10 protein-coding genes, 4 tRNA genes and 1 pseudogene are annotated in these 14021 nt (G+C 64.8%); 7 read left to right on the forward strand and 8 right to left on the reverse strand.

Annotated elements, in window-relative coordinates; all coding sequences use genetic code 11:
- Positions 1 to 9 precede the first annotated feature (9 nt).
- Complete coding sequence (locus GR168_RS05480) at positions 10 to 903, forward strand: alpha/beta fold hydrolase (protein WP_203235898.1); 894 nt, start codon at positions 10 to 12, stop codon at positions 901 to 903.
- 109 nt (positions 904 to 1012) lie between these two features.
- Here GR168_RS05480 and GR168_RS05485 read toward each other — a convergent pair whose 3' ends face one another.
- The 3 genes from GR168_RS05485 to GR168_RS05495 form a co-directional block, all read right to left on the reverse strand.
- Positions 1013 to 2272: an HNH endonuclease signature motif containing protein gene (locus GR168_RS05485; RefSeq protein WP_159370240.1), complete on the reverse strand. Its 1260-nt coding sequence runs from the start codon at positions 2270 to 2272 to the stop codon at positions 1013 to 1015.
- Positions 2273 to 2309: 37 nt separating this feature from the next.
- A complete protein-coding gene (locus GR168_RS05490; protein WP_203235899.1) occupies positions 2310 to 3548 on the reverse strand; it encodes an ISL3 family transposase in 1239 nt (412 codons plus the stop codon).
- 147 nt (positions 3549 to 3695) lie between these two features.
- Positions 3696 to 5012 (reverse strand): IS256 family transposase, encoded by a 1317-nt coding sequence (locus GR168_RS05495; protein ID WP_238995027.1) that lies wholly within the window; start codon positions 5010 to 5012, stop codon positions 3696 to 3698.
- 802 nt (positions 5013 to 5814) lie between these two features.
- Here GR168_RS05495 and GR168_RS05500 point away from each other — a divergent pair.
- The gene (locus GR168_RS05500; protein ID WP_159370241.1) at positions 5815 to 5982 is read left to right on the forward strand and encodes a hypothetical protein; all 168 of its coding nucleotides are present in this window, start codon (positions 5815 to 5817) and stop codon (positions 5980 to 5982) included.
- Between the two features lie 454 nt (positions 5983 to 6436).
- Here the strand turns inward: GR168_RS05500 and GR168_RS05505 are convergent, their stop codons facing one another.
- The 3 genes from GR168_RS05505 to GR168_RS05515 all read right to left on the reverse strand — a co-directional run bounded on the left by GR168_RS05505 (position 6437) and on the right by GR168_RS05515 (position 8130).
- On the reverse strand, positions 6437 to 7276 hold the full coding sequence (locus tag GR168_RS05505) for an SGNH/GDSL hydrolase family protein (protein WP_159370242.1): 840 nt from the start codon (positions 7274 to 7276) through the stop codon (positions 6437 to 6439).
- A gap of 252 nt (positions 7277 to 7528) precedes the next feature.
- On the reverse strand, positions 7529 to 7723 hold the full coding sequence (locus GR168_RS23860) for a hypothetical protein (protein WP_238995028.1): 195 nt from the start codon (positions 7721 to 7723) through the stop codon (positions 7529 to 7531).
- 331 nt (positions 7724 to 8054) lie between these two features.
- Positions 8055 to 8130 (reverse strand) — tRNA-Lys (locus tag GR168_RS05515).
- Between the two features lie 182 nt (positions 8131 to 8312).
- On the opposite strand from GR168_RS05515, the gene GR168_RS05520 reads away from it, so the two are divergent.
- From GR168_RS05520 to GR168_RS05530, 3 genes are all read left to right on the forward strand, one after another.
- A tRNA-Glu gene (locus tag GR168_RS05520) sits at positions 8313 to 8385 on the forward strand.
- Positions 8386 to 8432: 47 nt separating this feature from the next.
- Positions 8433 to 8509, forward strand: a tRNA-Asp gene (locus GR168_RS05525).
- A gap of 33 nt (positions 8510 to 8542) precedes the next feature.
- Positions 8543 to 8619 (forward strand) — tRNA-Phe (locus GR168_RS05530).
- Positions 8620 to 9219: 600 nt separating this feature from the next.
- Here GR168_RS05530 and GR168_RS05540 read toward each other — a convergent pair.
- The gene (locus GR168_RS05540; RefSeq protein ID WP_159370243.1) at positions 9220 to 10704 is read right to left on the reverse strand and encodes a PE-PPE domain-containing protein; all 1485 of its coding nucleotides are present in this window, start codon (positions 10702 to 10704) and stop codon (positions 9220 to 9222) included.
- Between the two features lie 342 nt (positions 10705 to 11046).
- Positions 11047 to 11677: pseudogene (locus GR168_RS05545) on the reverse strand (DUF222 domain-containing protein); the annotation flags it as partial.
- Positions 11678 to 12373: 696 nt separating this feature from the next.
- Here GR168_RS05545 and GR168_RS05550 point away from each other — a divergent pair.
- Together GR168_RS05550 and GR168_RS05555 are read left to right on the forward strand one after the other, a co-directional pair.
- Entirely contained in the window at positions 12374 to 13420 is a 1047-nt protein-coding gene (locus tag GR168_RS05550) for a hypothetical protein (RefSeq protein ID WP_159371841.1), read from the forward strand.
- Positions 13417 to 14019, forward strand: a complete 603-nt coding sequence (locus tag GR168_RS05555) for a CoA pyrophosphatase (RefSeq protein ID WP_159370244.1) — start codon at positions 13417 to 13419, stop codon at positions 14017 to 14019. Before GR168_RS05550 ends, GR168_RS05555 begins: the two co-directional genes overlap by 4 nt.
- The last annotated feature ends 2 nt before the right edge of the window (positions 14020 to 14021 follow it).

Genomic DNA, 14021 nt, shown 5'->3' on the forward strand with positions numbered 1-14021 from the left:
GTTGGTGGCGTGATCCCCGAGTTCGTTCACGGCACCGCGCGCGCCATCCGCCACGTGTTCACCCCGTACCCGGCTCGGGACATCCCGGAGGGCCGGATGGTCGACCTCCCCGGGCGCGGGCGAGCGTTCGTCACCGACTCGGGCCCGCGCGACGCACCCCCCGTCTTCCTCCTGCATTCGGTGCTCACCACCGGGTTGCTCTGCTGGTACCCGACGATCCCGGCGATCAACGACCGCTATCGCGTCATCACCCTGGACGCGCGCTGGCACGGCCGCGGCATCGAGTCCGACACCTTCGACCTCCGTGACTGCGCCGACGACGTCGTCGCCCTCGCCGACGTCCTGGGTATCGACCGGTTCACGGTCGCCGGGTTCTCGATGGGCGGCGGCATCGCCCAGCTGGTGTGGCGACGCCATCCGGGACGCGTCGCCGGTCTGGTGCTCTGTTCGACCGGTCCGTACTTCAGCACGCACGATCCCCGGCACCGCGCGTCGTCGGAACGCATGGGACGCATCCTCCGCCCCGTCTACCGCATCCTGCCGCGGGTGTCCGACAAGAGCCTCGACAAAGCGGCCCACACCACCATCTGGGCGCTCCGGCAGTTCCTCTCGACGCCGCTGTCGCACCTCGGTGACTTCGGAAACGGGCTGGGGGAGTTCGACTCTCGCGACTGGCTCCACGAGGTCGACGTCCCGACCGCCGTCGTCGTCTCCATCCGCGACCGGGTCGTCGAGCCCGAACGGCAGCAGCTGCTGATCGACGGCATCCCCGGCGCACAGCGTTTCGAGGTCGACGGCGGGCACGCCTGCTGCGTCCTCGGCGCGCACTACTTCATCCCACCGTTTGCCGAGGCACTCGACGCCGTGGTGCCTCGGGATCGGTCGTCAGTGGCGGCGCACTGACAGAGCCGCCGTTCACACTGTGGAGTTGTCAAGGGACTGATGCGGTCCCGGGTGTGGCCCGGGTGCGGAAGGTGCTACGCGAAAGTCTGGTGGTCTGTGGCGGCAGCGGTCAGGCGGCGTCGTCGAGTCGCATGGTGCGTCTGTTGTAGGCGGGTAGTGGTCGGCGCTGCGGATCGATGGTCGCGGGTGGGACAAGCCAGGGATGACGGTCGAAACCCATCACGATGTCCCAGCCGTGGTGGTGGACCTGCGTATGGCAGCGCTGACACAGCAAACAGCCGTTGTCGAGGTCGGTGGGTCCACCGTCGGCCCACGACTTGATGTGATGCACCTGTGTATGGGACGGCGGCGCACCGCATTTGATGCAGCAGGCGTCGCGGATGATGATCGCTTTGCGGAGGTGTGCCGGATACAGCCGATGGGTGTGGCCCATCTGCAGTGGTACCCCCTCACTGTCGAGGATGATCTCCGTGAGCGAGCCGTCGCACGACGCCTGTCTTGCGGTCGCTTGGCTGACCGATCCGGTCCACGGCAGCGTGGCCGGGTCTCCGGTCGCGGGGATCGTCAGCATCAACTGGGTGCGCGGGGAACCAACGGTATCGATGCTCGCGCCGACTGCGGCTTGGTCGAGGATCAGTTCGAAGGCGTCGGCTCGGCGTTGCTCGGCGTTGCGCCGGTCCTCGGCGCCGTCGGGTTCGGGTCGTGGGCAGGATCGTTCGTCGATCATGGCCAGGAACTTCTCGCCTACGATCTGGGTGAGGTCGGCGCGGATTTCGACGCGGCCGTCGTCGGTGGTGTGGGCGTTCACCGAGTTCAGAGAGGGGTCGTCGGCTGCGGGAACACCGGTGTCGGAGGCGTCGGCGAGAGCGTTGGCGATCGCGCGGGCGTGTTTGAGGACCTGTGTCGGGGTCGCGCCGGACAACGCTTGTGCGATGAGTTCGCTTTCGTATTGGGGGCGGTCACCGTCGGAAAGCGGCTCACCACAACGCTTGTCGATCTCGTTCATCCCGCGGACGACGGCGTCGACGACCTCGCCGGTCAGCCGCCCGTCGGCGGCGTGACGGGTCAGGGCTGGTAGCGCGGGCAGGGCGTCGACACTGCGCATGGTGCGAAGAGCAGCGGCCGGTGCATGTCCTGACTCGATCAACAACTTCTTGGTGGTGCTGCCGGCTTTCTGAGCGACGCCGAGTTCGTCGAGTTGTGCTGCGTGGTTGACGATCTGGTGGTCGACGGTGTTGCGGATCAAGCGCAGCGTCTCGAGCGCGTCGAATGTTGATCGGCCCGTGGGGTCGTCGGCGGGTGGGGTGGTCTCGATGAGCTGATCGAGGAGAGTGGCGAGCTCTGGCATGACTCCAAGGTACCGGAACATTCGTGGATCTCCTGACCTGAAAGTGGGCGGTTTTCGGTCAGTTTCGATGTGGGAGTTCCGGGCATGCGCCGCCCCTGGTGAGGTTGGCCATCGCGATCAAAGCATCGGGAGTGTGAAATCCGTATGACCGCTTTGTCAATGACCGCAGATGGCAGTTCGTCGCCTCGACTCGAGCGTTGCTCATCTGACACGTGACCGCGTTGTAGATTTGCACCTCTCGTTTACGGATACTCGGCGCCAAGGTGCGAATCTCGGGTATATCGCAGGTCTCTGCCTTCCTCAACCAGCGCCGCAACGGCGCCCAACATGAGGAGTACGCACCTGAAAGTATGTGCCTTATTTCTTCTTTCATCTGATACGCACGGGCCAGCACACTGTTGGCATCGGCGACCACGATGGACTGCAGCCGCTCTTGACTCTCGGTGAGGTTGTCAGGATTCTTCAACAACGCCCACCTCAATCGGCCGCGTTCCACCTTTGACAAGCCAGCTATCCGGCTCATCACCCGAGACCGGCATCGATCCAGCGCCTGATTGACCCACTGCAGCACATGAAATGGGTCCATACACCAGTACGCTCCCGGCGCCCGCTCGGCGAGGACCGCACCGATGTACTCGGCGCCATCAGCACTGATGTGGGTGATCTCGCCGGCTCGCACATCACCCAGTTCATCGAAGAACCGCTCGATGGTCGCCTTCTTGGCGCCCTCACCAGCCCACACCAGTTGCCCTGTGTCATGGTTGACCACGACGACCAAGTACCGGCGGCCCTTGCGATAGGCGATCTCATCGATACCGATGCGCCGCAACCCGTTCAAGCGTTTGGTGAGTCCGACATGATCGTCGACCACACGCTCGACGATACGAGACACCGTCCGCCAGGAGACCCGCAGGTAGGCGCTCACCGCGGTCATCGGGGCGTGCGCACACATCCACGCGACGGTGTCGTCAAACGCCCTGGTCATCTTCACTTCCGGACGTGCCCACGGAACCAACTCAGTCTTCACACCATGGCGAGGGCACCGCACACGCGTCGCGGGCAGCTCGAGGAAACACCGCCAGCCGCCCATATCCAGATGCCGCCACAACCGCGGTGCCGGCGGCTGATCGTAACCCGGGCAGCGCTTCTTGCACTGCGGACACCGTGATCGTGCGTTCTTGTGCAGTTCTAGTGTCGCCACCATGACGTGCCCGCGATCATCCTCATCGAACCTGACACCCACGACACGGGCACGCTCGATTCCAAGCAACTTCTGCAGTACTCTGACAGTGCGCAACGCCCACTCCTCTAGGTCTTTTTCTTCGCAAGTCAAAACCTAAGCGAGACTGGGCGTTGCGTGCATTAGGCTCGCTAAAAGTAGCCCACTTCAGGGTCAGAAGAGCCTCGGGGAGTATCAGATTAACGGTGTAAGTGGCGTTTTCGGTTAGTTGTCTTCGCTGGCCGGCATGCGGTCGGCGAAGGTGATGACGAATGCGTTGAGTGCTGGTTTCCACCGCATTGTCCATCGTTTCTGTCCGGTGCCGGTCGGATCGAGCGACCGGGTCACCAGGTACAGGCACTTTAGCGCCGACTGCTCGTTCGGGAAATGCCCACGAGCCCGCACTGCGCGCCGGTAGCGGGCGTTGAGTGACTCGATCGCATTCGTCGAGCAGATCACCTTACGGACCTCGATGTCGTAGTCGAGGAACGGTATGAATTCTTGCCATGCGTTGCGCCACAACCGGATAGCTGCCGGGTACCGGTGCCCCCACTCGGCGTCGAACGCATCCAGCGCCTCGGCCGCGGCTGCAGCGGTGGGGGCGGTGTAGATCGGTTTGATCGCCTTGGCGATAGCATCGCGGTGCTGGCGGCCGGCATAGCGGAATGTGCCCCGGATCAGATGGATGACACACGTCTGCACCACCGTGTCGGGAAAGACCGCCCCGACCGATTGCGGCAGGCCTTTTAGCCCGTCGCAGACGAGGAAGAAGATGTCGGCTACACCCCGGTTCTTCAGCTCGGTAAGCACCGCCAGCCAGTACTTTGCCGACTCACCATCGCCTTCACCTGCCCACATCCCGAGCACGTCACGATGCCCGGCCAGATCCACCCCGATCGCGGCGTAGATCGGCCGGGGCCCTACCTGCCCATCGCGGATTTTGACATGGATGGCGTCGATGAACACCGCGGCGTAGACGCGTTCGAGCGGACGGGCATGCCAGGTGGCCATCTCTTCGAGCACCCGGTCGGTGATCCGGCTGATCGTGTCTTTGGAGACCGCAGCACCGTAGATGTCGGCGAAATGGGCGCTGATTTCACCGGTGGTGAGCCCACGGGCATACAGCGACAACACCACCTCATCCACATCAGTCAAGCGGCGTTGGCGCTTCTTCACGATCTGCGGCTCGAAGGTGCCCGCCCGATCCCGCGGGACATCGATCTCGACCTGCCCACACGCATCAGTCAGCACGGTCTTCGACCGAGACCCGTTGCGCGAGTTGCCACTCCCGCGACCACGCTGGTCGTGCTTGTCGTAACCGAGATGCTCAGACATCTCTTCATCGAGCGCCGTCTCGAGCACCGTTTTGGTCATCGCTTTGAGCAACCCATCCGGACCGGTCAGGCGGACCCCGGCCTCCCGGGCCTGGCGGACCAGCTCGCGGGCTACCTCGAGTTCATCGACGCTGCGGTCCGCAGGCACCTCGACGATCCCGTCATCGTGTTCATCAGATGGCTCCACAGCCACCAGAGTGTCGGTCATGATGCGACCTTCCTGCCCCCGACACACCGAGGGCGGTAAGGCCACTTACACCGTTCTCACGACAGTCCCGAGCCTCGCGCCATGAGCTGACGTGAGCATGGTCGGGAGGGCTGGCCGCTGCGGCCATTCGAACCGATGTGTTTCGTCGCGGGTGAGCGCAGTTCGCTGGGTCGTGTCCGCAACGGCTCGCGGTCGAGCGGGGTGACGATATGGATTCTGCGTACGAGGTTGTCGTCGCGGGCGATCGAAACTAACTGCGAAAGAGTCCCGACGCGGTGATTGATGGTCGCCGGTGAAGTTGCCGGGTCCATCCCGCAACCACGCACACACATCTCTTCAAGCGGCGGTCAGAGGCCACCACGGGCGGACTGCGAAAGGCGCCCCGCAGAAAGCGGGGCACCTTTCGATGAGTCCTAAGGATCAGCCTGGCAGCAAGCTGCCAAGACTTCCCCACGCCCCGTCGTCCTCGGCGGGGTCTCCCGGGCCAGGGCCGGTTGCTTTCACGACAAAGGTCTCCGTGTGAACTGTGTCATCGCCGGCATAGTTTCCCTGGTCGTCGTAGGGCGTGCACTGGCCTGCAATTGTGTACGTACCCGGCTGCAGAGTGATAGTGATCGTTCGCGGTGTGAAGTAGTGCGGAAATGCTTGAGCCACGCCTCGGAACCGCACAGTGTCTGCTAGTGCCGGCGAATGTGACAGCAGCTGATCGGTGCCGGTCCAGACTAGTTCTCCTACCGGGGGTGCTACGGTCCCCGACGTAACAGCCATCGCGTTGCACACATTCAAGCTCGGCGGTGTCAGCGTGATGATCGCATCCTGCGCGGTGGCGCTGACCGAAAAGATGTCTGCTTCGGCTGCAGTCGCGCTGCCAACGCCCATGGAAGTAACCACACCCGCAGCGGCGATCGCGGCAGCGGTCATTGAGAACAAGCGCATCACGTTTGGACTCCTCATTGTTGGTTCTCTCTGAACTCGTCCACTTTGTCAATACAGTGATCGGCTTAGATAGCGTCCGATCATACGAAAGTGCAGGGGCCGCATCACCTGACGTCCAGGTCGATGGCCGCCGCTCATCCGCCACTAACACATGTTCGGGTGCCCCGGGTCGTCGTCCGGTTGAAGCAACCCAGACGGTTAGCCTGACCGGCCCACGGTTCGGTGCACACTGTCTGTGTTGCTCGTGCGCAAACACCGAGCCCACCGGCCTATACGAACCGTTTCGGCAGTATCGCGACTATCGCAGTAAGACCGTCACCTTTTTGTAGTCACAATTGTCCCACCGGTATTGCCGATTGTCCTGAGCCTGCGTATCACGGAAGGCCGGCGTCCGACGGACGACAAGGATGGGGTACCGCGCCCTTCACTCCGAACGACAATGCGTCGGCGACCGTATTCGGTTCGCGTTCGAAACACTGGCCGCGGGATCAGAGTGCTCGCGCGATCAGATTCGCAATCGCACGGCTGCCGAGGGGCGTCGGGTGGCGGGGTTGGGTCTGGGACTGCGAGGCGTTCCCTTCGAACCAGCGGGTTGCGCCGGCGCATGCGTCGTGCCCGACGGCGGCGGAGGCGACGTCGACGAAGGTCGTCGACCGGGTGACGGCAGCGGTTCGGAGGATGGCGTCGAATCGTTTGAAGAAGGTCTGGAGGTACACGGCGTCGGCGTTGCTGATGTTCGCCTGGCCGGGGCAACCTGTTCGGCCGTAGTAGCCGCCGTGACCGACGAGGACCACGCGAGCGAGGGGCGCGCGGGCGGCGATGGTGCTCAGAGTTGCGCCGATCTTCGGTGCGACTGCGGTGAGGGCCGAGGTCATCCGGTCGGCCATCGCTCGATCGTGTCGACACCGGGCGTCCTGGCCGAAGCTTGGCGTGAAGCAGGAGGAGACGATCGACCACCAGCGGAGGTCGTTGCCGCCGATCGAGAGAGTCACCAGTCGCGTGGACCACGACAGTGCGTTGATCTGGACCGGCCGGGCGCCGAATGATGTCGACTGTCGGCGGGTCGTGACGTCTGCAGTGGTGGCGTTCACGCAGGCAACAGAGGTGTAGCTCATCTGGAGCTGGGAGGCGAGGTGCGTCGGGTAGGCGTCTCGAGTACGTCCGCACCCGTCGGGATGCTGTGCTGAGGTCAGCGTCGGCGCTGCGGCGCGTGAATCTCCCAAGGCGACGTAAGCGGGTGCCGCCGGCGCGGCGAGAACCGACGGTACCGACATGCAGCTGATCGCGATGGCGAGAACGGCGACGAGTGCGAGGCGGAATCGGGTCACGGCAGGAGTATCCCAGCCGTGTCGGTGAACGTTACGAGAGGCCTGACGGTGAGAGTGCCGTAGTAATTAGGCCCGCGATGCCCTGCTGCCTAGCGGGGTCGGGTGGCGGGGTTGGGTCTGGGACTGCGAGAAGTTCCCCTCGAACCAGCGTGCTGCTCCGGCGCATGCGTCGTGCCCGACGGCAGCGGAGGCGACGTCGACGAACGTCATCGATCGCGTGACGGCGGCTGTTCGGAGGATCGTGTCGAATCGTTAGAAGAAGGTCTGTAGGTACGCGGCGTCGGCGTTGCTCATGTTGGCCTGGCCGGGGCAACCTGTTCGGCCGTAGTAGCCGCCGTGTCCAACGAGGACCACACGGGCGTTGGGGGCGCTGGAGGCGATCTTGTCCAACGTCGTACCGATCTTCGGTGCGACTGCGCTCAGGCCGGAGTCGATTCGCCGTGCCATGACCCCGTCGTGGCGACACCGGGCGTCCTGGCCGAACGTGCGCGTGAAGCAGGCCGAGATCAGCGACCCGTCCGGCACTCGGGCCGACGTGCGGGTGGGTGCAGCGGCGCGGGAATCGCCCAGGGCGACGTACTCAGGTGCGCTCGGAACGGCCGATGCCGGTGGTGCGACGATGCAGCTGAGCGCTGACGAGAATGGCAACAACCGCCAAACGGGTTCGGATCACGCGGAGAGTATCCACGGCATTTCACCGAAACTGGCTGTGCTGTCCGGATTTTCGTCCGTTCGGAGGAATTCGGCGCCAGGCGTGTCTCGAACATCGTCGCCCTCGTGGTGCCCCCACCAGGGCTCGAACCTGGGACCTGCGGATTAAAAGTCCGTAGCTCTACCAACTGAGCTATAGGGGCAGGGCCCCGGCAAGCCGGGGCGTCGATGAGTTTACAACGTGTGCAAACGGTGCGAACGAGACCCTCGGTGTGCGTGTCGTCGAGCTGGCCGCGATGCTCCGTTTACGGGTCTGACCAGTCGATTTGTGGTTTGCGCGAGACCTGTCATAAGCTATGCGAGCTCCCAACGGAGAACACGACCGGCCCCCTTCGTCTAGCGGCCTAGGACGCCGCCCTTTCAAGGCGGTAGCGCGGGTTCGAATCCCGTAGGGGGTACGCCTGCGCGGCACTCGGTAACGAGGATCGCGCAAATAATTTAACAAGGCCCTGTGGCGCAGTTGGTTAGCGCGCCGCCCTGTCACGGCGGAGGTCGCGGGTTCGAGTCCCGTCAGGGTCGCCAAAGGTTTCGGTTCATCGTCAACCGGTACCTTCCGGCCAGGTAGCTCAGTTGGTACGAGCGTCCGCCTGAAAAGCGGAAGGTCGTCGGTTCGATCCCGACTCTGGCCACCACAACGATCCCCAGCAGTCTGAGACTGCTGGGGATTTTTTTGTTTCGACAGATGCGGCGTCGTGGGCAGTGCTGGTTCGGGCTGTGTTGGCCGAATCACTCACGGCGACAACGGATTCACCCGAACAGACGACCGTCGGCGGGCTGCGAACCGTGATCTACCTTGCATGATGGTCGCGTGAACGCGATACCGGGGGTACGCCGCGTCTGCCCTCACATGACCAATTCCCGGAACAACCCAGCCACGGCTCGGCGCGGCATGCTGCCGCCGCGAGTTCCAGTCCACCGACCTACCGGTACGAGTACAAAGACCCGTACGCACCCATGTCGACCGCCAAGCAAGTGGTGCTCGGGTGCGCGATCTCGTTGGTGCTCATCGCCTTTGCGGTGGCAGCGTTCCTCATCGGACAGGGGTGATGGGGTCTTTGCAGGGCGCGGCTCTGCTCGACGAATAGAGCCCGCCGCGGGGCCGAGGGGGTGAGTTGACTCGGCCCCGCGCCGGGTCTCGTAGCCGGTCCCTCCGGAGGCGGGGGAGCGGCGATACCGCCAGAGTGGTCTCTTCGTTGACGCCGAACGCTGCGTTGCGCGGTGGGTGTCGGCTGTCAGGCTGCTGCGGTGGACTCGCCGTCGCCCGAGTCGGACGACGAATCGCTCTCGGTCTCCGTGTTCGACACGTCTGACGAGTCCTCCTCGGATGTGGACGTGTCGGTGGAAGCGCCGTCGGCAGAATCGGTGTCAGCGGCATCGGTGTCGGCTGCGTGCCGCCCGCTGCCCGTGAGGCGATGCCGGCCGCCCTCTGATGGGGTCGCCTCGGGGGTTGGCGTGTCAGCGTCGGCAGTCTCAGGCGCGCGATGACGACCGCCTGACAAGACTTCGGCGTCAGAGGCCGGGACGTCAGCGCCAACAGTGGGCGCCGGCGCCGGCGATTCGGTTGGCGGATCTTCGGAGTCGGCAGAGTCCACAAGACGGGCGACGGTTGGTAGGTCGTCCTCAGACGACGACTCGACCGGCACCGCGGCGTTCGACTCGATCGGCGTCACCAGCGGGTAGAAAGCGTTGTTGACCGCGTCCCATCGCTCGAGATCGGCCTCGCTCGGTTTGATGCCCACCGCATCGTTGAGGATCATCGCGACCAGCGTGAGCGGGTGGTGTTTCGGCTGGTAGACGACGTAAGTCGTATTGCCGTCGCGGCTTTTCATCGTCGTCGGCGCTGTGGTGTAGTCGATGAGATTGCCGTAATTCTCTTCGCCCAGGCCCGAATGGATCGCGATGAATCCCGCCGCGTTCACGAGCAGCGAACTCACCGGCCTGAGCGTTCGCCACTGGAAGTTGGCAACCGGATCGCCGACCACGATGACGGACACCACGGGGAGATCGTCGCCGGTGGCACCGGGATCGCGGGCTCCGTTGCTCTCGGCGCCGAACAGCTCGAACACGGAACCGGCGACGTTGTTGTCGGCCCACGCCTTCAGGCCCCACGGGCTCCGCGGGTCGGAGATGAGCAGGATCATCGAGTTGTCGACGTCGATCCCGTTGGGCTGACCGACAGCGACCTCCGCAGCATTGCCCAGAGCTTCAGCTCCCTGCGAGTAGCCGGTGTAGACGATGTAAGGCGGCCCGTCGGTCTGCTGTGCAAACGCCCGCATTACTTTGAGATTGTTGTCGACGGCGACGTCCCGAGAGGCGTCGTAACTTGGGGCGAAGAACGGCAGGATTGCGCCGGACCGGCCGGAGATCAACGGGCCGAGTGCTTCTGGATAGTCGATGACCAGCGTCTGACGACCCGCACGAAGGCCCCTGATGCGCGGATACATGGAGCCGTCGTCGGTTCCTGGGGTCACCACCACGATAGTGTCACCGTTGACATGGGGGAACGTCGTCGATAACCAGTCAGGACCGAGCCCGTCGTCGGGTTCTGCTGGGCGGAACACACCGTCGTCGTTCAGCTCGTCGATGGTGTCGAGCGTCTCGGCCGAAAGGGCCGGTGCGGCCGCAGCGGTCGCGGGCAGGGCCATCGGGACGACCATGCCGAGGCACAGCGCACAACCCACTGTGGACGCGCGCAGCGTCCGTCGAAAACCGTTCATGTGTTTCGCCCCCACTGGCAGTCCGCCAAGCTGGCCACCGGCCATCGGCATGCTTGATTTGGTTTCAAGAATCATGAAATCCGGTCAAGTGTCCATGGCCGCGCGACGCTACAGCAACTTACCGACCGGTTTTCACCCGTTCAGGGGAACGACGTGTCTTCAGAAGGGTGGTGGGTCGAGGCGGTCGAGATCTTCGCGGGCTTGCTTGTTGCGGAAAGTGTCTTCCAGCGTTTCGGCGTCCCCGGGCAGGGTGACTCCTTCGGGGGTCTCGTATTCGGTGACCAGGTGTCCGTCTTCGTCGCGTATTGCACATCGACCCAGTCCCCGTGGTTTTGAGGAGGTGACTGGGACGTTCTCCGCCGACATGACGGAGGTGAGTTCGGCGGTGCCGTCGGGCAGTTCGTGGGTCCACACCCCACGCTGATCCATCGCGTCTTTGCGGCGTTGGCGTACCGCGTCCGGATCGTGGCGGAAGACGAGGCGGTCGACCATGTCCCGCAGGCGCGCCCGGTCCCACACACCCTTGCGGGCGCACAGTATCGGCGATCTAGGCATCCAACGCGGGCGTGATGGGGTCGTCGGTGGGGATCAGTTCGGTGCGGGAGATGACCAACCGGATCTGCCCTTGCGACAGAATCCCGTCGCGCAGGGTGTCGGCAACCTCGGGGAGCCGGTCACGTAGTGCGACGGCCTCGTCGATCAGGGTTTCGGCGCGGCGTCGCGACACCCCGGCTTGGCGGGCGATGCGGGCGGCGCAGTCAGCGTGGCCGTCCATCACGAACCCCGACGCGCTGGTGGTGATCAGGCGGTCGGTCATCACCGCGATCGTCTGATAGCGGTGCCAGGCCAGATAGGACTCGCCTCGTCGGGTGGCGTCGAGACCGGCCATCAACATCACCATGTCGGTCTCGGCGGCGTGGGCAGGATCGACCCCGGCGGTGTACTCGCTCGGTAGATCGGTCCACGCCTTCACTACGCCCCCCGACGCTTGTTTCGTCACCCCGGTGACCGGGGCGTGTTCTGTTACAGACCAATCTAAACCCGACCACCGACAATTCCGGATGAGCCTCCACAGCGCATCATCGTCGTTGACGAAATAATCCCTGCGAGTAGCGATATGGTGCCGTCCGGGTGGGCGCCGGTTGAGATCGTCGGGTCGCCAGGTGGTTTCGACACGGCGCCTCGCTTCGCTCGGGGCCGGCTCAACCAGCGGGGGTGGGCGCCTCGCTTCGCTCGGGGCCGGCTCAACCAGCGGAGGGCAGGGGTGGTCGCCAAGTGGTTTCGACTCGGCGCCTCGCTTCGCTCGGGGCCGGCTCAACCAGCGGGGGTGGGCGACTCGCCCAGCGGCTCGTTGCCGGCTCAACCAGCGGGGGTGGGCGACTCGCCTGGCGGCTCGTTGCCGGCTCAGCCAGCGGGGGAAGAGGTGGTCGCCAGGTGGTTTCGACACGGCGACTCGCCTAGCGGCTCGTTGCCGGCTCAACCAGCGGGGGTGGGCGACTCGCCTAGCGGCTCGGTGCCGGCTCAACCAGCGGGGGTGGGCGCCTCGCTCCGCTCGGGGCCGGCTCAACCAGCGGAGGGGTGCCGGCTCGACCAGCGGCAACGGCGCAATCGTGCCGCTTCCGTTCGTCGGACCGGCCATACTCATTCGATGAGAACTCGCACGACCAGGGTGGTCGTCCGCAGCGTGTACGGCACCGCGGCCGTCGAGTGGTTCTTGATCCTCGCGATCGCGACGATCATCGTCACGCGCCTGTATCTGCACCTCACCGGATATCCACAAGTCGGAAGCGGAACACTGCACATCGCACATGCGCTGTGGGGTGGCGCGCTGATGATGCTGGCGCTCATCACCGGATGGCTGTTCCTCGGGGCGACGGCGCGGATCATCGCGATCGTGCTGGGCGGTATAGGTTTCGGGCTGTTTCTCGACGAGGTCGGCAAGTTCGTCACCCGCACCAACGACTACTTCTACGGGCCGTCGGCGGAGATCATGTACGTGCTCGTCGTGATGATCCTGTTGATCAGCCGCGTCGTCCGGGATGTCAAGCGGCCCACCGGCGCCGAGGCGCTCGCCAATGCGGCGGTCATCGCGGCCGACGGTGTCGCGCACGGGCTTCCGGAACGTCGTCGACGCCAGGCCGAAGAGTTTCTCGTGGTGGCCGAGGGCAAGGGGCTCGACGCCGAGACGATCGGTCACATCCGAGCGCTCCTCGAATCGAGCGAGGGTACGCCGGACCGGTTGATGCGACTCCGCGACCGGGCGGTTGCCCTGATCCCGGACTTCTTCCGCAGTCCCCGATGGATTCCGGTCGTCGGGTGGGGGTTGGTCATCGCGGCCGCACTCACCGTCATCGTCGGCGTGCTGAGCTTCTACTTCTCCGGCGACCGTAGCGAGGAACTCGACATCTACATCGAGCTCACCGGCAGCACGCCCGCCACCTGGATTCTGTTGATCAGCGGGATCGCGACACTAGCCCTGGCGCTTCCGGCGATGGTCGCGCGCCGGCGCGGTGTGGAGCCGGCCGGGCCGCTACGAGGGCTGCGTATCGCCGCCCTGGTGTTCATGCTGTCGAACGCTCTCGTCGACTTCGCGCTCGAGGGCTTCGGTGCCCTGTTCAATCTCGCCCTGGGTTTGTTCGCCCTCAGCATCGTGAGTTACCACCTCGCGCAGGCGTCCGTCGCGTCGGACGGCAGTCGTGATCAACTGAGGGTGTGACTCATCTCGATCGGACTGTGGCCGCCGCGCGTGTCGAGGGCTTCGACCGGCGGACCGCGGACGTCCCGGGCGCACGGGCCGCCTCGGTCGTCCTCGCGGTAGCGGAGAAGGACGGCCGTCAGGGGATCTGGCTGTGCAAGCGTCCCACGACGATGCGACGCCACGCCGCCCAATTCGCACTCCCCGGTGGCCGGCTCGACCCCGGTGAGGACCATGTCACGGCCGGCCTGCGCGAACTCGACGAAGAACTCGGCATCGAGCTGCCGCCGAGCTCGGTGCTCGGGGCGCTCGACGACTATCCGACGCGCTCGGGTTTCGTGATCACCCCGATCGTCTGCTGGGCCGAGGAATACCAGGAGCCGACACCCAACCCCGACGAGGTGGCGCTGCTGTTCTTCGTCACCTTCTCCGAACTGCTCGTCGAACCGCGGTTCCTCACGATCCCGCAGTCGGATCTCCCGGTCATCCAGTTGCCCATCGTCGGCTCCCTCGTCCACGCCCCGACCGCCGCGGTGATCTACCAGTTCGCCGAGGTGGTCCTGCGGAACCGGCAGACACGGGTCGACGGCTTCGAGCAGCCGGTCTTCGCCTGGAAATAGCC

This window comes from Gordonia sp. JH63 (assembly GCF_009856645.1).
In the GTDB taxonomy this organism is placed as follows: domain Bacteria; phylum Actinomycetota; class Actinomycetes; order Mycobacteriales; family Mycobacteriaceae; genus Gordonia; species Gordonia hongkongensis.

Excerpts from the sequence above, each read along its gene's own strand:
- GR168_RS05540 (WP_159370243.1), bottom strand. The coding sequence starts at position 10,704 with ATGAACGGTTTTCGACGGACGCTGCGCGCGTCCACAGTGGGTTGTGCG.
- GR168_RS23860 (WP_238995028.1), bottom strand. The coding sequence starts at position 7,723 with ATGGCACGGCGAATCGACTCCGGCCTGAGCGCAGTCGCACCGAAGATC.
- GR168_RS05485 (WP_159370240.1), bottom strand. The coding sequence starts at position 2,272 with ATGTTCCGGTACCTTGGAGTCATGCCAGAGCTCGCCACTCTCCTCGAT.
- GR168_RS05495 (WP_238995027.1), bottom strand. The coding sequence starts at position 5,012 with ATGACCGACACTCTGGTGGCTGTGGAGCCATCTGATGAACACGATGAC.